General features: G+C 65.8%; 14 protein-coding genes, 2 other RNA genes and 1 pseudogene. 6 read left to right on the plus strand and 11 right to left on the minus strand.

Going from position 1 to position 18,385, the window contains the following annotated elements:
- Nucleotides 1–43: 43 nt before the first annotated feature.
- The 5 genes from dinG to J7360_RS13315 form a co-directional block, all read right to left on the minus strand.
- Nucleotides 44–2,179, minus strand: coding sequence for an ATP-dependent DNA helicase DinG (gene dinG / locus J7360_RS13295; RefSeq protein ID WP_057660668.1), 2,136 nt, complete (start codon nt 2,177–2,179; stop codon nt 44–46).
- Between the two features lie 267 nt (nt 2,180–2,446).
- A complete protein-coding gene (locus J7360_RS13300; protein ID WP_022560239.1) occupies nt 2,447–2,683 on the minus strand; it encodes a hypothetical protein in 237 nt (78 codons plus the stop codon).
- The gene (locus J7360_RS13305; RefSeq protein ID WP_057660671.1) at nt 2,680–3,054 is read right to left on the minus strand and encodes a hypothetical protein; all 375 of its coding nucleotides are present in this window, start codon (nt 3,052–3,054) and stop codon (nt 2,680–2,682) included. Before J7360_RS13305 ends, J7360_RS13300 begins: the two co-directional genes overlap by 4 nt.
- Nucleotides 3,044–3,895 (minus strand): shikimate dehydrogenase, encoded by an 852-nt coding sequence (aroE, locus tag J7360_RS13310; RefSeq protein WP_209034032.1) that lies wholly within the window; start codon nt 3,893–3,895, stop codon nt 3,044–3,046. The genes J7360_RS13305 and aroE overlap by 11 nt, the downstream gene beginning before the upstream one ends.
- Nucleotides 3,896–3,937: 42 nt before the next feature.
- Nucleotides 3,938–4,013, minus strand: a non-coding RNA gene (locus tag J7360_RS13315) — sX9 sRNA.
- Between the two features lie 80 nt (nt 4,014–4,093).
- Here J7360_RS13315 and J7360_RS13320 point away from each other — a divergent pair.
- Nucleotides 4,094–4,975, plus strand: a complete 882-nt coding sequence (locus tag J7360_RS13320) for a PD40 domain-containing protein (protein WP_057660677.1) — start codon at nt 4,094–4,096, stop codon at nt 4,973–4,975.
- A gap of 453 nt (nt 4,976–5,428) precedes the next feature.
- Here J7360_RS13320 and J7360_RS13325 read toward each other — a convergent pair whose 3' ends face one another.
- On the minus strand, nt 5,429–7,963 hold the full coding sequence (locus J7360_RS13325; protein ID WP_209034034.1) for a sulfite reductase flavoprotein subunit alpha: 2,535 nt from the start codon (nt 7,961–7,963) through the stop codon (nt 5,429–5,431).
- Between the two features lie 230 nt (nt 7,964–8,193).
- On the opposite strand from J7360_RS13325, the gene J7360_RS13330 reads away from it, so the two are divergent.
- Nucleotides 8,194–8,946 carry a DNA/RNA non-specific endonuclease gene (locus J7360_RS13330; RefSeq protein ID WP_022560244.1) on the plus strand — a complete coding sequence of 251 codons (753 nt, stop codon included), beginning with the start codon at nt 8,194–8,196 and terminating at the stop codon, nt 8,944–8,946.
- 129 nt (nt 8,947–9,075) lie between these two features.
- On the opposite strand, the gene J7360_RS13335 is transcribed toward J7360_RS13330, so the two are convergent.
- Nucleotides 9,076–9,990, minus strand: coding sequence for a LysR family transcriptional regulator (locus J7360_RS13335; protein ID WP_209034036.1), 915 nt, complete (start codon nt 9,988–9,990; stop codon nt 9,076–9,078).
- Between the two features lie 92 nt (nt 9,991–10,082).
- Between J7360_RS13335 and J7360_RS13340 the strand changes: the two genes are divergently transcribed.
- Together J7360_RS13340 and J7360_RS13345 are read left to right on the plus strand one after the other, a co-directional pair.
- Nucleotides 10,083–11,075 carry an SDR family oxidoreductase gene (locus tag J7360_RS13340; RefSeq protein ID WP_057660683.1) on the plus strand — a complete coding sequence of 331 codons (993 nt, stop codon included), beginning with the start codon at nt 10,083–10,085 and terminating at the stop codon, nt 11,073–11,075.
- A 66-nt stretch (nt 11,076–11,141) separates the two neighbouring features.
- Nucleotides 11,142–11,218, plus strand: a non-coding RNA gene (locus J7360_RS13345) — sX9 sRNA.
- 43 nt (nt 11,219–11,261) lie between these two features.
- Here J7360_RS13345 and hemB read toward each other — a convergent pair.
- Both hemB and J7360_RS13355 read right to left on the minus strand, forming a co-directional pair.
- The gene (gene hemB / locus J7360_RS13350) at nt 11,262–12,254 is read right to left on the minus strand and encodes a porphobilinogen synthase (protein ID WP_057660687.1); all 993 of its coding nucleotides are present in this window, start codon (nt 12,252–12,254) and stop codon (nt 11,262–11,264) included.
- Nucleotides 12,255–12,463: 209 nt separating this feature from the next.
- Complete coding sequence (locus tag J7360_RS13355; protein ID WP_017156266.1) at nt 12,464–12,706, minus strand: hypothetical protein; 243 nt, start codon at nt 12,704–12,706, stop codon at nt 12,464–12,466.
- A 210-nt stretch (nt 12,707–12,916) separates the two neighbouring features.
- Here J7360_RS13355 and J7360_RS13360 point away from each other — a divergent pair, with 210 nt between their 5' ends.
- Entirely contained in the window at nt 12,917–13,387 is a 471-nt protein-coding gene (locus tag J7360_RS13360; RefSeq protein WP_007966881.1) for a hypothetical protein, read from the plus strand.
- A gap of 98 nt (nt 13,388–13,485) precedes the next feature.
- Here the strand turns inward: J7360_RS13360 and J7360_RS13365 are convergent, their stop codons facing one another.
- Complete coding sequence (locus J7360_RS13365; RefSeq protein ID WP_057660692.1) at nt 13,486–15,276, minus strand: DUF885 domain-containing protein; 1,791 nt, start codon at nt 15,274–15,276, stop codon at nt 13,486–13,488.
- Between the two features lie 302 nt (nt 15,277–15,578).
- Here J7360_RS13365 and J7360_RS13370 point away from each other — a divergent pair, with 302 nt between their 5' ends.
- Nucleotides 15,579–15,950, plus strand: a complete 372-nt coding sequence (locus tag J7360_RS13370; RefSeq protein WP_089096292.1) for a hypothetical protein — start codon at nt 15,579–15,581, stop codon at nt 15,948–15,950.
- A 251-nt stretch (nt 15,951–16,201) separates the two neighbouring features.
- Here J7360_RS13370 and J7360_RS13375 read toward each other — a convergent pair.
- Nucleotides 16,202–18,259: pseudogene (locus J7360_RS13375) on the minus strand (S9 family peptidase); the annotation flags it as partial.
- Nucleotides 18,260–18,385 lie beyond the last annotated feature (126 nt).

The raw sequence follows: 18,385 nt of genomic DNA on the forward strand, positions 1-18,385 counted from the left end.
CGATGATGATGATGGCGATGGCGATGGCATCGCCAGGCGATCTTCAACGCCCGATCACCCGCTTGAACGGCGGCAAGGCATCGATGATGCGTTTGCCGTAGCGGCGGGTGAGCAGGCGCGAGTCGAGAATGATCACGCGGCCGTGGTCGCTGGAGCTGCGGATCAGGCGGCCGGCGAATTGGGTGAGCGTGCGCAACGCATGCGGGATGGCGATCAGGTTGAAGGCGTTATGGCCGCGGCTTTCCAGCCATTCGCTCAAGGTGGAGGTTTGCGGATCGGTGGGCACGGCGAAGGGCACCTGGGTGATGACCACGGTGGTGCAGGCTTCGCCGGGCAGGTCCAATCCTTCGCCGAAGGAATTGAGGCCGAACAACACCGAGCCTTCGCCCGCGCCTATGCGGCGCAGATGTTCGGTGATCAGTTGCGACTTGTTGCCCTCGCCCTGCACCAGCACGCGGTTGCGCTGCGCCAGCGGCATCAGGTCGGCCACCTTTTCCATCTTCCAGCGCGAAGTGAACAGCACGATGCTGCCCTTGGCGTTCCAATCCAGTTCGCGCACCAGATACTTGGCCACTTCCTTGGGATGGCCTTCGCGGTCATCGGGAGTCACCGGAAAATTGGGGACGATCAATTCGGCCTGGTTGGGCAGGTCGAACGGCGAGGCCAGCGATGCCATTTCGGCGTGATCGGGCAAGCCGTTGTCGATGGCGAAGGACTGGAAATCGCCGCCACCGGTCAGCGTGGCCGAGGTCATCACCACCGAATCCACCTCGTTCCAGATCATCGTGCGCAGCACCTGCGCGGCCGACACCGGCGAGCAATGGCAGATCAGGTCGCCATCGCGCGAGAGGGTGATCCAGCGCGCCATCGGCGGCTGGCCTTCCTTGTCCTCGCGGCGCCACCCGCTCCATAGATTGTGCTGCTGCTCGGCCATTTCCAAGGCCATGCCGAGACTGCGCTGCAGACGTTCGCGCGCGGAATCGTCCTGTTTTCCCTTCGCAATCGCACTGTGCGCGGCATGCACCCAGTTGAACAGCGCGCGGGTTTCTTCGCCGAGCTCTTCGATGGCTGGGCCCCACTGCGGCGGCAACTTGCCATTGGCCGCGCGCCACAGCGGATCGCGCTCGCCGGGTTCCGGTTTCCATACGCGTTCGACCTCGGCGTGGAAGGCCTTGAGCAGTTTGGACACGCGCGCAGCCACCTCGATGGCTTCGTTGGGCAGCAAATTGCCCAGCTTGTCCTTGTCCACTGCGCGATAAGCAGCCGCGATGAGGATCTGCATGCGCCCGGTACGCCTGGCCATGTCGTCCAGCGGCAGATTGGCTGCGCCCTGGTCGATCGCCACGCCGGCGATGTGGTGGCCTTCGTCGAGCACCAGCAGCATGTCCGCTGGCGGGGCGATCAATGGCTGGCCGTTTTCGGCATCGCCCAGCGACAGTGACGACAACAGCAAGGCATGGTTGGTGACCACGATCTGCGCTTCGCGCACATCGGTGCGTGCCTTGAGCACCGGACATTGCGCTGCGTAGCTGCAGCGGCGCCCCGCACAGCCGGACGCCGGCGTGGTGATGCGCATGCGCAGCGGCACGGAGATCTGTTCTGGCGCATCGTCCAGATCGCCATTCCAGGTGCGGGCGGCGTAGGCCTTGGCCAACCGTTTGGCCAGATCCGCATCGACCGGGCTGAGCGGGCGGTCGTAGAGCGCCTGCTCGTCTTCGAACATGGCGTTCTGACTGGTGTCGCCTTCCAGTTCGGCGGCATTGCGGGTGCACAGGTAGCGCGTGCGGCCCTTGGCCAACGCCACGGTGGCATCCAGCCCGGTGGCCTTGAGGAAGGCCGGGATGTCGCGTTCCACCAGCTGCGATTGCAGCGCCACGGTGCCGGTGCTGATGACCAGTTTTTTCTTGGTGGCCAACGCGATCGGCACGCCGGCGGTGAGATAGCCCAGGCTCTTGCCCACGCCGGTAGGCGCCTCGGCGATGCCGATGCCGCCGGAGGTGGCCAGTGCACGCGAGACCAGGCCGATCATCTGGCTCTGTGCGCGCCGCGTGGCAAAGCCCGGCGTATTGGCCTGCAGCTTGGCGTAGGCGTCGCGGATGCTGGCCTTGATCGGGTCGGTCAGGCGGCGCTGGGTGGGAACGGGCGCCGACGGCGCGGCCGGAGGGGCAACTTCACTCATCGCGCTATTTTCGCACGGACCGGCGCAGTGACTGCGACCGGCGCGCCGCACGGCTGAACAGGTTGCCTGCTTGCAGCGGCGACCCGGCGAGTCCCATGCCGGTGCGACTGCTGAGCGGCCGAGGGCATGGGTCGATTCTCCGATGGTTGCCTGCCAGCACCGGCCGCCTGCAGGCATTCGCCGCCGGGGTAACCTGGAAGGCGGCGCAGTGAATGCCGATGCAGGAAACGCCGCTGGCTTTAAAGCGTAGGCAGCATCAATGCGCGCTCAGTTCCGCCGCCGGCGCGCCGGCCACGCATGGCGCGCCCACACCAAGCCGATGGCCGCCATCGCAATACCCATCAGCAACATGCCGGCGCCCACGCCGTTCGGGCCGAAGCGTTCGTACAACAGGCCACCGCGATTGACTGCCGCCAGTGCCTGCGGATGCAGCAGCGTCCACACGCCCTGCCCGGCGCAGACCAGCCCAACGATCACCAGCAAGATGGCTTTGAGCGGAATCACGGGCGCGGACCAGTGCCAGCGGGCAAACGCTGCAGGCTGGCCGCCAGCGTCCACACCAGCACGCCAATACCAACGGCCTGTACGGCCATCAGCACGAAGTGGGCGACGCTGACCACCATGCTGATCTGACGCACGTTGCCTTGCTGCAGCAACAACATCGGAATCGCCTGGACGGCGACCTCGGCGAACAGGCAGCCCAGCAGCAGCCAGAGCGCGGCCAGCCCGGCGCGCCGCAGCGGGCTATGCGGTGCGCGCCACAACAGGACCAGCCCGAGCAGCACCGCAATCAGCATCGGCACGCGCGACAGCAGGCTGGTGACCAGGGTCAGCAGGACCGCGGTGGCATCGGCGCTACCCACGTCAGTCGGCACTGATCAGCACGGCCTCGCGCGCGCGCAGCGCGGCGTAGACCGGGTCGGTATCCGGGCGCACGCCATGCCACAGCGCGAAGCTCTCGGCGGCCTGCTCCACCAGCATGCCCAGTCCGTCGATGGCGTACCGGCATTGCGCCGCGCGCGCCCAGGCAAGGAACGCAATCGCGGTATCGCCGTAATTTAGATCGACCGCGGCAGTCAGGCTGTTGACCAGGCCCAGTGGCAATGCGAACGCACCGGCATCGCGGTCGCGACCTGCGGCAGTGGCATTGACGATCAGTTCGAAGTCGCCCAGCTCGCGCAGGCCCTCGATGTAACGCGACGTCACCCGCGCCGGTTCGCCCAGCGCATCGCACAAGGCATCGGCGCGCTCGGGCGAGCGGTTCACCACCACCATTGCGGTGATGCCCGCCTCCAGCAGCGCCGGCGCCACGCCACGGGCAGCGCCGCCGGCGCCCAGCAGCAGCACGCGGCGACCACGCAGATCCAGGCCCTGGCGCTCGGTGAGATCGCGCACCAGGCCGGCGCCGTCGGTGTTGTCTCCCTGCCACTGGCCGTCGTTACGCACCAACGTGTTCACCGCCCCGGCCAGCCGCGCGCGATCGCTCAGGCTGCTGGCCAGCCCATAGGCGGCTTCCTTCAACGGCAGGGTGACGTTCGCGCCTTTGCCGCCTTCATCGGCGAAGCGTTGCAGCGCGGCGCTGAAGTCTTCCTGCGGCGCGTCGATGGCGGTGTAGTCCAGCGCAATGCCGGTCTGCTTCCCGAAGTCGGCATGGATGGCCGGCGACAGCGAATGGGCGACGGGGTGACCGAATACGGCATAACGGGATACGGGCATGAAACGCTCTCTGGTTGACTAGACTGTGCGCGAATCTAGAGTGGCCAACAAAATGTAGCGAGCGGTCGCCAGGTGGGCGTGGACGGCGCGCAGGAACCGGAGTGTACGAATGGTACATGCCGATTCCGAGCACCGGCCGCGCCTGCCTGGCGACCGCGCAGTAATTTTGTAAACCGCTCCTTGAGGCAGGAACACCGCATGCACTATCGATGGCCGCTGCTCACGCTGGCGGCAAGTTTACTCTGCGTCCCGTCTGCTTCGGGGCTTGCTGAATTCGGCATCGAGGGCATGGGTGTGGTCTCCACGCCGGCCAACGAGGCGCGCGCCACGCTCAGCCCGGACGGGCAACGCATCGTTTGGGCCAGCGACCGCGCCGGTGGCGCCGGCGGCTGGGACCTGTGGCAGGCGCAGCTGCGCGGCGGGCGTTGGCAGGACGCGCAGACGCTGCCGATCAATACCGCGCAGGACGAGACCACCCCATTCTTCAGTGCGGACGGCCGCTGGCTGCTGTTCGCCTCCACCCGGCCCGGCGGCGCTGGCGGCAGCGACCTGTACCGAGCACCGGTGGATGCGCAAGGCGCCGTAGGCCCGGTGCAATCGCTGGGCGCGGCGATCGACAGCGCCGGCAACGAGCGCGCACCGACGCTGTCGCTGGACGGCACACGCCTGCTGTTCGCCAGCGACGGACATGGCGGTGCTGGCGGCATGGATCTATTCGTCGCGCACTGGGATGGGCAGGCGTTCAGTGCGCCGGTGGCCTTGCTCGACATCAATAGCGCAGCCGATGAGCTGGACGCCGCCTGGCTCGGCGACGGGCGCGCGCTGGTATGGGCCCGCGGGAAGACCGATGGCCCCAGCCAGTTGCTGCTGGCCATCTGCAAGGACGGGCACTTTGCACAAGGCTTGCCGCTGCCGCTGTCGTTCAACGGGCCGCAGGAGCGCACGTTCGGCGCGGTCGTGGATACGGCCAAGCCCGGCGAATTGCTGGTGACCGGTAGTGCCCGCGCGCCGCGCGCAGGGCAGTTGGACATTTACCGGATGAAGGCACCGGCAGCCGATGGCGATGCGAGTTGCCGTTGAGGTGGATTGGGTGCATCGGTCAGATCGAGACGATGTTGTCTGGGCATTCGCCGCAGAGCTGCTGATCGCTTGCAACGAGGTGACCAGCAAACCATGCGATGCGAAGTCTTCATTCTTCAATAAACAACCCGCGAACTGACTGGCGTGGTGCCCTCGCCACTTGCGGGACCGATTGCGGCATGGATGCCGCCATCCAGGCTCCATGGATGGGTTCACGGCATGTCCTGCGAGCGGCGAGGACACCGCGCACTCGACCGAGCAGGCCTTTGACGGCATCCAACAAGTCAAGGCCGACAAACCGCTGCGCAGATGCCATGCGAGCAATGAGCGGCCCACGCTCAAGGTCAGCCGTGTAGTGCGGTCTGCAGCACTGCACTCTCTGCAGCAACTCAACGATCAATCACTGCGCGTCGCTAACGGATATCAGCCGGCATGCCGCAATCATCACCTCACTCAATACACATCGCGTCGATAACGTCCCGCCGCCGTCAACGAGTCCAGACGCGTGTCGCCGAGTACTTCGCGCAACGCCGCATCGACCTCGCGCGCCATGCTGTCCAGACTGCCACAGACGTAAATGACCGCGCCACGGTCGATCCAGTGTCGCAACGTGCCGCCGGCTTCGCGCAAGTGATGCTGCACGTAGCGTTTTTGTGGTTGATCGCGTGAAAACACCCATTCCAGCTGTCGTAGATGCCCACTCGCCTGCCAGGCCTGCAGCTCGTCGGCGAACAGGCGGTCGTGCGCCGCATGCCGTTCGCCGAACAACAACCAGTGCCCATGCACGCCGGCCAGCTCGGCCTCGCGTAGCAGCGCGCGCAAGCCTGCAATGCCGGTGCCGTTACCGATCAAGACCATCGGCATTGTTTCGAGCCGATGGAACCCGGGATTGGTGCGCAACCGTGCGCGGACCGGCGCGCCGATCGCCGCGTGGCAGATCAGCCACCCCGAACCCAGACCAGGACTGCCATCGGCACGCACCGTCAACCGCACCACGACCATCGCGGTGCCGTCGGCCGGTACGCTGGCGAGCGAATAATCGCGGGTAGGCAGCCAGGCGCATGCGTCCAGCCAGGTTTGCGGATCAGGGCGATGGGCAAGCGGCGTTGCGGGCGGCTCGGGCAGTACGCGCTCGGCGGCAGCCTGCTGCAATGGCAGCAGCTGCGCATCCACGTGCACCAGCGTGTCCGGCGCCAGGCCCCATGCCGCCAGGCAGTCGCGCACCTGTGCTTGGGCGTGCGCAGGCTGCACTTCAAGGATGTCGCCGGCCTGCCACTGTGCATCGGCAGGTGGCTGCAGATCGATGCGCCAGATCGGCGCTCCCTCGCTGCCCGGGTTCAGATGCGTGCGTGAGGACAGGGTCCATTCGGTCAGTTTGGGCCGTGCCAGCGGCGCCACGCGCATGGGCGCACCGGCGATCTGGCCCAGCTGCGCATGCCATTGCGCCAGCGCCTGCGGATCGACGTTGTCCAGTTCCACCGCAGCAAACAGCGCGCGTGCACCTTGCGCATCCAGCCACTGTTCGACACGCCGCGAGAACCCGCAGAACTGCGCGTATTGGCGGTCGCCCAGCGCCAGCATCGCGTAAGTCAGGTGCGGCAATTCCAGGCCTTGCCGCAGCAGCCCACGCTCGAAACCGCGTGCCGCATCCGGGGGCTCGCCATCGCCAAACGTGCTGATCACAAACAACGCATGCCCGCTGCGTTGCAGGGCCTGTGCATCCAGCTGCGCCAGCGAGCGCACCTGCACCGGCAAGCCGGCAGCCTGCAGATGCCCGGCGGCCTGCCACGCCAGGCGCTCGGCAAAACCGCTCTGGCTGGCAAACGCAATCAACCATGGTGCCGCCTGCGAGGCCGGCGCTGCGCCGTGCAACACCTTGCGCGCAGCGCGCAGCGCGCGTTTTTTGCGGCGCCGATCCAGATACAGCATCCAGCCGGTGACGAAGAACACCGACATGCCCAGGCTGGCCAGCATCACCACCATGCGCCCGGGCAACCCGAAAAAACTGCCCGAATGCAGCGGGAACATGCTCACCGCCAATTGCTGCCCGCGCGGCAGCAGCGCGTAGTCCTGGCGCTGCAGCAGTGCTCCGCTGTCCGGCGCGATATCAAGACTGTTGTAGGCGCGATCGTGAGCCGGATTGTCGGGCAAGAACCGCACATTCAACGGCTGCCCGTCGCGCGTGGGAATGCGCAGATCCAGGGCGGCGCTACGAGTGGCGGGAATGCCATCGAGCGTGCGCTGCACGTGTGCAAGATCGACGGTGGCCGGGCGGCTATCGCCTTTGTCGCCACGTATCGCAGGCGGGCCGCCGAGCAAGGCCACCATGCCATCGCGATACCAGGGGTAGGACCAGGTCAGCCCGGTCAGCGCGACCAGCAAATACACCAGCAAGCACCAGGTGCCGAACACCGCATGCAGGCTCCACAAAAAACTGCGCCCCTGCCGTCGCCATTCCACCACCCACCAGGTGCGCGGGCTCCACCACCGTCGCGGCCAGCGCAGATACAGCCCCGATGCGCAGAAGAACAGCAAGATGAAGGCGCTCGCACCGGTGACCGCCTGCCCGCGTTTGCCGGCCGTCAGGTTGCGGTGCAGGTCTTCGATGAAGGCAAACGCTGTACTCAGCCGCGGCGGCGCGACCCGCTCACCCGTATAGGGGTCGAAGTACACCCGGCCCGCGCCCTTGCCGGAAAGACGCGCTGCAGACGGGCGCGCACCGGTGGGGTCGATCAACAGGCGTGTCACCGCCTGTTTTTGCCCTGCACCGGCTGGCGCCAGATCGAGCCGCTGCAGCAGCACATCCACCGGCAAGGCCCGCTCGCCCGCCGCATGCCGTTGCGCCAGTTGCGCAATGGCCGGGTTGGCCATGCGCACGATCTCGTTTTCGAACGACATCGCCGCGCCGGTCAACCCCATCACCGACAGCACCAGCCCGGCAGTGATGCCGAGCAGCCAATGCAGCTGGAACAGGAGCGTCTTGATCAAGACCTGGCCACGAAACAGGACGGCCGCCCATTGTAGATGAGAATGAGTCTCGCATCCGATCTGCATCGATGCCGCTGGCGTTCCGCATTCCGTTGCACGCCACGCACCGGAAACGGTCCGTCTTGTCGGATGCGTTCTGCCTCGCCGTCATCTGGCGCACATGGCGCGGTCATCGTTCGGACATCGCGCGTTGCCACCTTCCCCACTCCCCTTGGCAAGCGAGCTCTGCAATGTCCTTCCTCCTGCGCGGTTGTGTGGCCCTGGCAGTGTTGTGCACGACCTCCGTGGCGGTCGCCGCCACCAGTTGTCCCACCCTTTACGCGAACGGCACCCCGCCTAGCGTGGGCAGCAGCACGACCCGCACCACCGAGGTCTGCCACACCCAATACGTGCTGCTGGCCTCGGGCGTGACCAAGGACCCGGTGTATTCGGCCGAGCACCTCACCGACCAGCAGGTGGCCGGAGCCGAGGCGATCGGCCGGGTCGGCTCGTTTCACGATGAAACCGGCATTCCGGCCGCCGACCGCTCGAAAAGTTCCGACTACACCAACACCGGCTACGACCGCGGGCACATGACGCCGGCCGGCGATGCATCGACCGAAAGCGCGGAAAAAGAGACCTTTTCCATGGCCAACGTCGTCCCGCAGGACCACAAGCTCAACACCGGCGAGTGGGCGCACATCGAAGAGCAGGTGCGTCAGCTGGCCAAGCAACACGGCGAGTTGTACGTGGTGACCGGCCCGGCGTTCGACAGCGGCACGGCACCGACCATCGGCACCGACAAGGTCGCCGTTCCGGCATATGTGTGGAAGGCGATCTACGAACCGGGCGTGGGCGCCGGCGCGTATCTGTGCGTCAACGACAGCAGCATCAACTGCGACGTGGTGTCGATCGACGACCTGGTCGTGATGACCAACGTCGACCCGTTCCCCTCGCTCAGCGCCAGCGTGAAGTCGCACGCGATCGCGCTGGTGCTGCCGTAACGATGGCTACGCATGCGTGCGGCAGTCGGCTGCGCAGCGTCACGCAGGCGGACATCGCACGCAAACGGCAAGCGGCATCGGCGATCGCAGCGGCTGGATGCCACGCAGGGCGCAGGCACCCGGCCGCTGTCAATTGCTGCCGAGACCAGCGTCCGGCGCGGCACAGTGCGCGGCCAATCCATCTGCCAGGGCCGCGAACACCGCACTGCAGGCAGCGCTGGCGCGCAGGTCTTGATGCATCGTGACCCAGACGTCCAGTGCCACACCGACCTGCTGCGGCAACACCGGCAGCAGGCCCGGCGTTCGCCGTGCCAACATCGCCTGGCAGAAGCCAATCCCGCACCCGGCGCGGATCAGCGCCAGCTGTGCCAGATCGCTGTCGGCCCGTAGCGCGAAGGCCGCAGGTTCCCAGAACGGGAAGCCCTTGCGCGCGCCGCGCAGAAACGGCGTGTCCGTGTCGAAACCTACCAGCGCATGCTGGGCCAGGTCCTCCGGGCGCTGCGGCAGGCCATGCCGGTCCACATAGTCCGGATGAGCGTGGAGCCCGATCGCGACCTTGCCGACGCGGCGCGCCACCAGCAGGTCCTGCTGCGGCCGGATCATGCGCACCGCCACATCGGCTTGGCGGTGCAGCAGATCCTGCACCCGATTGCTCAACACCAGTTCCATGCGCAGCTGCGGATGCGCAGCACGCAACGCAGCCAGGATCGGCGGCAGGATTTCCGCACCGACCACCTCGCTGGCCGAGATCCTGACCGTGCCCTGCACCGCCTCACCATGACGGCTGGCTGCACGCTGCAACGCCGCGGCAATGTCGGCCATCGCCCGTGCATGGCTGCGCAACGCCTGTGCGGCGTCGGTCGGCAGTAGCCCGGTTTGCGAACGGACGAACAGCGGCACCGCCAGCAGGTCCTCCAACGCTGCGACATGCCGACCGATGGTGGGCTGGGTCAGACCCAGCGCGCGTGCTGCCGCCGACAACGAGCCCTCCTCCAGCACCGCAAGGAAGGACCGGTAAAGCTCCCAGCTGATCGTCTCGGCCATACATAAATGTATAGCTGCATGCGCATCTTCGGCAATTTATTCGCAGCCACGGCTTACCCACACTGGCCGCATCTCGACAGCGGAGCGGACCCATGACACAGACAGCGACCGCCCTGGTACTGGGCGCCAGTGGCGGCATCGGCGGCGAACTGGCGCGGCAACTGCGCGATGCAGGATGGCAGGTGCGTGCATTGCAACGCGGGTTGGCGGCCACCGCCGAGCAGCGCGATGGCATCGACTGGCGCCGCGGCGACGCCATGCAACGGCACGATGTCCTGCAGGCAGCGCGCGGTTGTGCGGTGATCGTGCATGCGGTCAACCCGCCCGGCTACCGGCGCTGGTCAGAGCTGGTGCTGCCGATGCTCGACAACAGTATCGCCGCGGCTCGCGCCGAAGGCGCCACCCTCGTGTTGCCTGGCACCGTCTACAACTACGGCCCCAGCGCCTATCCATCGCCGGACGAGGAGGCGCCGCAGACGCCGACCAGCCGCAAAGGCGCGATCCGGGTCGAGATGGAGCGCCGCCTGCAGGCCGCCACCGCGCACGGTGCGCGGGCGCTGATCGTGCGCGCCGGCGACTACTTCGGCCCGCACGCGCGCAACAGCTGGTTCGCGCAGGGGCTGGTCACCGCGGGGCGCCCGGTCACCACGGTGACCCTGCCTGGCGCGCCGGGCGTTGGCCATCAATGGGCCTACCTGCCCGACGTTGCGCAATGCATGCTGCGGCTGCTGCAGCGCCGCGACACGCTGCCAGCGTTCTGCCGCCTGCACATGGCCGGGCACTGGGATGCAGACGGTACGCAGATGGCCGCGGCGATCGGCCGGGTGGTCGTGCGCCACGGCGGCACGCAACCAGCACTGCGCCGCTTTCCGTGGTGGGCACTGCCGCTGGCCAGCCCGTTCGTGCCGCTGGCACGCGAACTGCGCGAGATCCGCCCGCTGTGGCGCAACCCGCTGCGCCTGCGCAATACGCGCCTGCGCGAGGTACTGGGCGAGGAACCGCACACACCCCTGGACGACGCCGTCGAGGCGACGCTCGCCGGATTAGGCTGCCTGCCGACATCGTTGCTGGCACCAGCGCACTGACTGAGAACAGCTCACAGAACGACTGCGCAGCCGCCAGGCGGACGCGGCCGGTGCTCAAAATCCGGCATGTACCACCCGTACACTGCAGGTGTGAGCGCGCCGTCCGCACCCACCTGACGACTGCGCGCTACGTTTTGTTAGCCGCATAAGATGGGCCTGCGGTGATATGGCCGCAGGCGCTCGCGCTCAGCGCGTTTCGCGCAACCAACGCGCCACTTGCGGGGCGAAATAGGTCAACACGCCATCGGCACCGGCGCGCTTGAAGGCCATCAACGCCTCGAGCACGCACTTGCGCTCGTCCAGCCAGCCATTGGCTGCTGCCGCCTTGAGCATCGCGTATTCGCCGCTGACCTGATACGCAAAGGTCGGCACGCGGAATTCTTCCTTTACCCGGCGCACCACATCCAGATACGGCATGCCCGGCTTGACCATCACCATGTCCGCGCCTTCTTCCAGATCCAGGGCGATCTCGCGCAAGGCTTCGTCGCCGTTGGCCGGGTCCATCTGGTAGGTGGTCTTGTCGGCCTTGCCCAGATTGCCGGCGCTGCCCACCGCATCGCGGAACGGGCCGTAGAACGCCGAGGCGTACTTGGCCGAGTACGCCATGATGCGCACGTTGAGATGATCGTCGGCATCGAGCGCGCGGCGGATCGCACCGATGCGGCCATCCATCATGTCCGAAGGCGAAATGATGTCCACGCCCGCCTGCGCATGCGACAACGATTGCCTGACCAATGCCTCGACCGTGATCTCGTTGAGCACATAACCCCTGGCGTCGATGATGCCGTCCTGGCCGTGGGTGGTGTACGGATCCAGCGCCACGTCGGTCATGACGCCCAGCTCAGGAAAGCGCGACTTCAACGCACGCACCGCGCGCTGCGCCAGGCCGTCCGGGTTCCAGGCCTCGGCCGCATCCAGGCTCTTGCCGGCCGGGTCGATCACCGGGAACAGGTCGATCACCGGGATGCCCAATTCCAGCGCGTTTTCCGCTTCGCGCAGCAACTCGCCCAGCGACAGGCGTTCCACGCCCGGCATCGACGCAATCGGCGCGCGGCCAGACAACTCGTGCACGAACACCGGCCAGATCAGGTCATCGGTAGTCAGCGTGTTTTCGCGCATCAACCGACGCGAAAACGCATCGTGGCGCATGCGGCGGGGGCGATAGTGCGGGTGGGCCATGACAAGGCTCCTAGAGACAGCGCATCAGTTTACGCCCGCCGTCACGCGCAGGACGCGCTGCGACGCAGTGTCGCAGCGCTGCAACAGCGCGGACTCTGCGTGCGTGCGCCGCACGCAGCGCACCGAACGCTGCCGACACAGGCGCTGCTCGACTCGCGCACGCGACACGCGCAGGCACGCATCCACATCGCCGCCTATCGAAAAGCTTGTTAGATAATCCCGCCGCCCAGGGTCAGGCGCATCACCCCGACTACGATCACCAAGCCGTTGAGCACCAGGCCGGTCTTGGCACGGCCGCGGTTGCCTGCCGAGGTGAACAACAGCGCGATGGCGGCGATCAGCGCGCCCACCGCCGCGAACGGAATCAGGAACCAGTTGCCCCACCCCAGCAGCGGGATGAAGGCCAACACCATCCAGAGCAACGCCACGATGCCCCACAACAGGCTGATCAATCCCACGTGCCAACTCGTCTTGAAGAAAGCACGAGCTTACCGGCGCGGCCGTCCTCGCGCCGTGGGCGGGTGGTCATCATGACCAATGGCGGTTTGGCGGCAGCCTCACACCGGCATGGCTAGGGTGCGCCAAAGTCCGGCGCGATTCAGTCCAGACGCCGGATCATCGCCGGCCACTACCCGGCTTTCATTACCCAAGGGGGGTCCACCATGCACAAGCAATCGCTGATCAGGAACGTGGCCATCGCCGCGGCCACCGCCGCCTTGCTGGCCGGCTGCGCCAGCAGCTCCAAGGTGATGCTGGGCCAGGCGCGCGCGCCGATCGACCCGGCACAGGTGCAGGTGTATTCCAACGCACCGGTCGGCTCGGTGGAAATCGCCCAGCTCGAATCGACCAGCGCTGCCGGCTTCGGCACCCAGGGCCAGACCGACGCCGCCGTCCAACGCCTCAAGCGCGAAGCCGCCAAGCTCGGCGCCAACGGCGTGGTCATCGTCGGCGTGGGATCCGAACGTTCCGGCGGCGGCCTGTCGGTGGGCGGTGGCAGCTATGGCGGCCGCGTCGGCGGCGGCTTAGGGATCGGCATCCCCACCACCCAGAAGCGCGCAGCGGGTGTGGCGATCTGGGTACCGGCGGGGGCGGAGCAGCGCCCGGCACCGGATGTTCCGGCGGCGACGCGGTAAAGCCCGCAAGATTCACCCGCATCAATGCGCCAGGGCGCGATGGATGGCTGTTTGCAGCCTTCCATCGCGCCCTGTGGTTTTGCATCCGCCGGAGCTGGTTAGCGCTTGGCTTGATACGCGGGAATGAACTGCGTCTCCACCGCCTTGGCCAGCTGATCCGGTGGGAGCAGGCCTTGGTCGAGCAGGAAGTTGTTGAAGGCTAGCCGGTCGAACTTCTTGCCCAGGGCCAGTTCGGTGCGCATGCGCAGTTCGAGGATGCGGGTGTAGCCGTAGAAGTAGCTGCCGGCCTGGCCGGGCGCGCGGACGGTGTAGCGGTCCAGTTCCTGGCGGGTCATGGCCGGCGAAAGGCCGACGTCGTCTTCCAGCACCTGGCGCGCGCGTTCTCGGTCGATCAGGCCCAGGTTGAGCATCGGGTCGAGCATGGCACGGGCGGCGCGCAACAGGCGGAACTGCAGGGCGATGAGCTGGCCGTCGAGCGGCTCGTAGGGCACCATTTCCGCTTCGGCATACAGCGCCCAGCCTTCGACGTTGACCGAGTTGAAGGCGAACATGCTGCGCGCCAGCGAGACGCCGCGTTCGACCATGGCGGTGAACTGCAGTTCGTGGCCAGGGCGGCCTTCGTGGGCGCTGAGCGTCCAGGCGGCCGAGCCGAAGTTGAAGTCGTCGTACTGCTCCTTCTTGGCGCCATCGGCGGTCGGGTTGCCCAGCGGCAACACGAACTGGCCCTGCTGGCCGGTATTGCCGATCAACGGGGCCGGCAGGAAGTGCGGGGCCGGTTGCGCGGCGCTTTCGGCGGCGCTGCCCAGGCGCATCTGCATCGGGCGGTTGGGTACATCGACGATGCGCTGCTGGCGGATGATCGGGTCGATCTGATCGATCACGCCGCGGTAGTGGGTTTCCAGCTGGTCGTCGGCGATCGTGTTGCCCTTGAGGGCGCGGATCACCTGCGCATAATTGCCGCCCTGCACGCCCTTGGCCTTGGCCACCAGCGGCGCCAGTTGGCGCATGGCCGAACGCGTCTCCATGAACTCCAGCTGCGCACGCTGGATCAGCTGCTGTGGGGCGATATCGATCCCGACCTGCTTGAGCTGGAAAGCGTAGAGCGGCTCGGGCAGGCGGGTGTCCTTGCGCGCCTTGGGCAGCACGGTGCTGCGGGTCCAGGCGGCGTAGTCCTTGAGTTGCGTTGACATTGCCTTGAGCGCTTCGTCGGCGCCGGCGATCTTGTACTTGGCGAACAGCTCGCCAATACCGGCGACGTAGGTGTCCACATTGGCCAGTGCCTGCTCCACTTCACGCTGGGTGGGCTGCAGCAGGGTCTTGTTGCTCAGCTTTTCCTCATAGCGCTGGCGCGCCAGCGTGGTGGTCGGCGTGCTTCCCGGTACCAGGCCGACGTAGCGCTTGAGGCGGTCCAGCGCCTTGGCGCGGCGCTCGGGCACGGTCTGGTCGGAGAGCAGACCGTTGAGACCACTGAAGACCGCCTCGGGAGCATCGCTCCAGGGCAGCAGATACCGCTCGTTGAGTTCGCTGCCTTCGATGTTCTGCTCGGCCGCACCGATCATGATCTGCAGGTCCTGGCGCACGTTGGCATCGCGCTCGGTGGTCAACTTCGTTTGCAGCGCGGCGCGCGCCTTGCGCATGGCATCGCGATAGCGCGCGGCGTTGTCCGGGCCGAGGTCGACGACCTGGTCGTCGTAGCCGGGCACACCGAAGAAGCTGGCATATTCGGGCTGGAACGGCGCCTGCGCATTGAGCAGGATCTGCGCATAGCCGTTGCTGGTCTGCACCCAGGCCGGGCTGGCGGATAGCTTGGCGGTGCTTTGGTTGGTCTGCGCCTGCAGCGGCAAACAGGTGCCGAGCGCCAGAGCGACGGCAATCACAAGAGGCTTCATCGAGAAGATTCCAACAGGGCGATGCGCGACCGTACGCGGAGCACGCGGCGCCGACAACCTGCCGAAGGTCATCGTGCCTGCTGACACAGTCCATCTCCTCGCCGCACACGAAGAATCGATGCCAGGAGACAGGCGAAGCGATTCATACATTGAGCGGGAAAACAGAAGACTGGCCCCATCACAGATGTGGCGCTACGCACCTGCTTTCACACGCTTACTACAGAGGCCAGCTGCACGCATACCGACTTTGACTTACCATAGATAGAACGTACACTTCAAGAATCAGCACTCAAGGACTTGTCATGAAACGCTGGATAGGGATGTTTGCAGTTCTTCTGTTCACTCAGGCGGGTAGCGCAGCGGGACAAAGTATTTATCGAGAGCTGGCATGCCGCAGCAATGACCCCTTTGTTTTTTGTACCCAGGGGTGCAAAGACGAGGACAAAAACTGGACGCCGATTGACCCGATCTCCGGAACCTGGCTCGCTGTGCCAGGCTACTGCCCATGGCCAACGAGCACGGGGCCCTGTTGCGTCGGGAATGTCTGCTTCAAGGTGTGGACACAAACTGCCGTCACCGCAGTCGGCCAGTACATGAATATCTGTCCCTATGCGAAGAAGCAGGGCCAGTGGAAAGGAAAGCAACGGCCTGAGAAAGTTCCGTTTGACCATTAACCGGCGCCTTCCGGATACCGCTTGGTTCGAAGTGCAGTAAGCGCGGGTGTCTTGCGAGCGCTGCACTCTCACCACGCTCAAGTCTGCATCCAGACACGAGCGCTGCTTTATACAACGGTCACCCGGCTTCAACACTATGTATGAAGCCGTCTATTATTTTACTGAATAGAAAGTTTGAATCTCTGACCAAGGAGTAGTGGTCATTCCCTTTTTTTCCGCAGCTTTCGTCAGTCTTGAACAGACATATTCAATCAGACATCGGGGCCCCAAGATGATCCCAAGCAGCGTTTAATAAACGCTTCGGCAGTCTTGTAACGATGCAGTGCCGCGGCGCCCGACAACCCATGCTTCGCGCCGGGATACGTCATCAATTCGAATGGGGTGCCGCGTTGCTGCAGCGCGCTCATCAGCGCGGTGGAATTGGTGAACAGCACATTGTCGTCGGCCATGCCGTGGATCAGCAGGAGCTTGGCGCGCAGGCCATCCAGATGCGTGGCGATGCGTGCGTCGCGGTAGCCTGCGGCGTTGCGAGCCGGCAGATCCATATAGCGCTCGGTGTAATGCGTGTCGTACAGGCCCCAATCGGTGACCGGTGCGCCGGCCACGCCGCAGGCATAGGCGTCGCTGTGCTTGGCCAGCAGCATCAAGGTCATGTAGCCGCCATTGGACCAGCCCTGCACGCCGATGCGCTTGGCATCCACCCAGGGCTGTTGCTTGAGCCAGGCCACGCCTTGCAACTGGTCGTCCACTTCCACCGTGCCCTGCCTGCCGTACAGCGCGCCACCGAACGCGCGCCCGCGCCGCGGAGTGCCGCGATTATCCAGCGAAAACACCACATACCCGCGCTGGGCCAGGTACTGGTCGAACAAGGCATCGCCGCGGCTGGGCCAGGCATCGAGCACGGTCTGCGCTGCCGGGCCACCGTACACGTAAACGATGACCGGGTAGCGCCTGGCCGGATCGAAGTGCTCCGGCTTGGTCAGCCGGTAATGCAGCGGCGTCTTGCCGTCGGCGGCGGTGAGCGTGCCGAATGCGATCGGGCGCTGCGCATCGCGGTAGTTGGCGTACGGATGCTGCGGATCGCTCAGGTCGTTCTTCAGCAGTGTGGCGATCTTTTCGCCACTGGCGCGGAACAACTCGATCTGCGGCGGCGTAGTGGTGTTGGACCAGGTATCGACGTACACGCTGACGTTGTTGGCAAAACTGGCTGCGTGCGTGCCGTTGGTGGCGGAACGCTTTTCGATTGTGCCGCCGGCCAGGGGTATGGCGTAAAGATGCGTTTGCGTAGGCCCGTCCTTGCTTGCGGCGAAATACACCGTGCCGGCCTGCTCGTCGACGGCGAGCAGGGCATCGACCACCCAGTTGCCGGAGGTCAGCGGCGTCAGCGTGCGGCCGTCTTCGGATGCAAGATACAAATGCGCGTAGCCGCTGCGTTCGGAGTTCCAGACAAAGCGGCCGTCCTTGAGAAACCGCAGGTCGTTGTGGAGCGGCACCCAGGTGGGCGAGGTTTCGGTGATGAGCATGCGCTGCGCACCGCTGGCCAGCGTGGTCTCGATCAGCTCGAGGGTTTTCTGGTCGCGCGACTGCCGCTGGAAGGTCAGGCGCTGTGCATCGCGCCAATCCACGCGCGCCAGATAGATGTCCGGGTTCCTGCCCAGGTCGATCCAGCGTGGGGTCGCCTTGGCGCGCGGTGCGATCACACCCAGCTGCACCGCTACATTCGGCTGACCGGCCTGCGGATAGCGCTGGCTGATCACCTCGGTGTGGTCGGCATACACTTCCGGGCGCTTTTGCACTGGCACCTGCGCTTCGTCGATGCGCGCAAAGGCGATCGCCGAGTCGTCCGGCGCCCACCAATAGCCGGTGTGACGATCCATTTCTTCGTCGGCGACGAATTCGGCCACGCCATTGCCGATGGTCTCGCTACCATCGTGGGTGAGCTGCAGCGCATTGCCACTGGCCAACTCGATCACCCACAGATTGCGCTCACGCACGAAGCTGACGAAGCCGCCCTTGGGTGAGAGCTTGGCGTCGGTGGCGAAGCCTTCGCCGTGGGTGAGTTTGCGTACCGCAGCCGCGCCAGTCTTGCGCAGGTCGTACAAATACAACTCGCCACCAAGCGGGAACAGCAGCGCATGCGCGTCCGGCGCCCATTGGTAATCGACGATGCCGGTGAACGCGGCGATGCGCTGACGTTCACGGCGGGCTTTTTCGACATCGCTCAGGACCTCGGTGCCGGGCAGCACGACCTTGGAATCGACCAGCAGGCGCGTCTGGCCGCTGGCGATGTCGTATTCCCACAGATCTAGGGAAGGTCTGAACAACGAGACCTGACAGGGCGGAAGGTGGCGTCGTTCCGAAGAGTGGCTTTTGGAACTTCGGAATTTCGCCATTTCTGGCGCTTTCCGCGGGAATTTCCCGGTTCACAGACGCAC

It is taken from the genome of Xanthomonas sp. D-99 (assembly GCF_017746145.1).
Classification (GTDB): Bacteria; Pseudomonadota; Gammaproteobacteria; order Xanthomonadales; family Xanthomonadaceae; genus Xanthomonas; species Xanthomonas cissicola.

Coding starts and splice junctions, on each gene's coding strand:
- dinG (WP_057660668.1), bottom strand. CDS start 2,179: ATGAGTGAAGTTGCCCCTCCGGCCGCGCCGTCGGCGCCCGTTCCCACC.
- aroE (WP_209034032.1), bottom strand. CDS start 3,895: ATGCCCGTATCCCGTTATGCCGTATTCGGTCACCCCGTCGCCCATTCG.
- J7360_RS13320 (WP_057660677.1), top strand. CDS start 4,094: ATGCACTATCGATGGCCGCTGCTCACGCTGGCGGCAAGTTTACTCTGC.
- J7360_RS13330 (WP_022560244.1), top strand. CDS start 8,194: ATGTCCTTCCTCCTGCGCGGTTGTGTGGCCCTGGCAGTGTTGTGCACG.
- J7360_RS13335 (WP_209034036.1), bottom strand. CDS start 9,990: ATGGCCGAGACGATCAGCTGGGAGCTTTACCGGTCCTTCCTTGCGGTG.
- J7360_RS13340 (WP_057660683.1), top strand. CDS start 10,083: ATGACACAGACAGCGACCGCCCTGGTACTGGGCGCCAGTGGCGGCATC.
- hemB (WP_057660687.1), bottom strand. CDS start 12,254: ATGGCCCACCCGCACTATCGCCCCCGCCGCATGCGCCACGATGCGTTT.
- J7360_RS13360 (WP_007966881.1), top strand. CDS start 12,917: ATGCACAAGCAATCGCTGATCAGGAACGTGGCCATCGCCGCGGCCACC.
- J7360_RS13365 (WP_057660692.1), bottom strand. CDS start 15,276: ATGAAGCCTCTTGTGATTGCCGTCGCTCTGGCGCTCGGCACCTGTTTG.
- J7360_RS13370 (WP_089096292.1), top strand. CDS start 15,579: ATGAAACGCTGGATAGGGATGTTTGCAGTTCTTCTGTTCACTCAGGCG.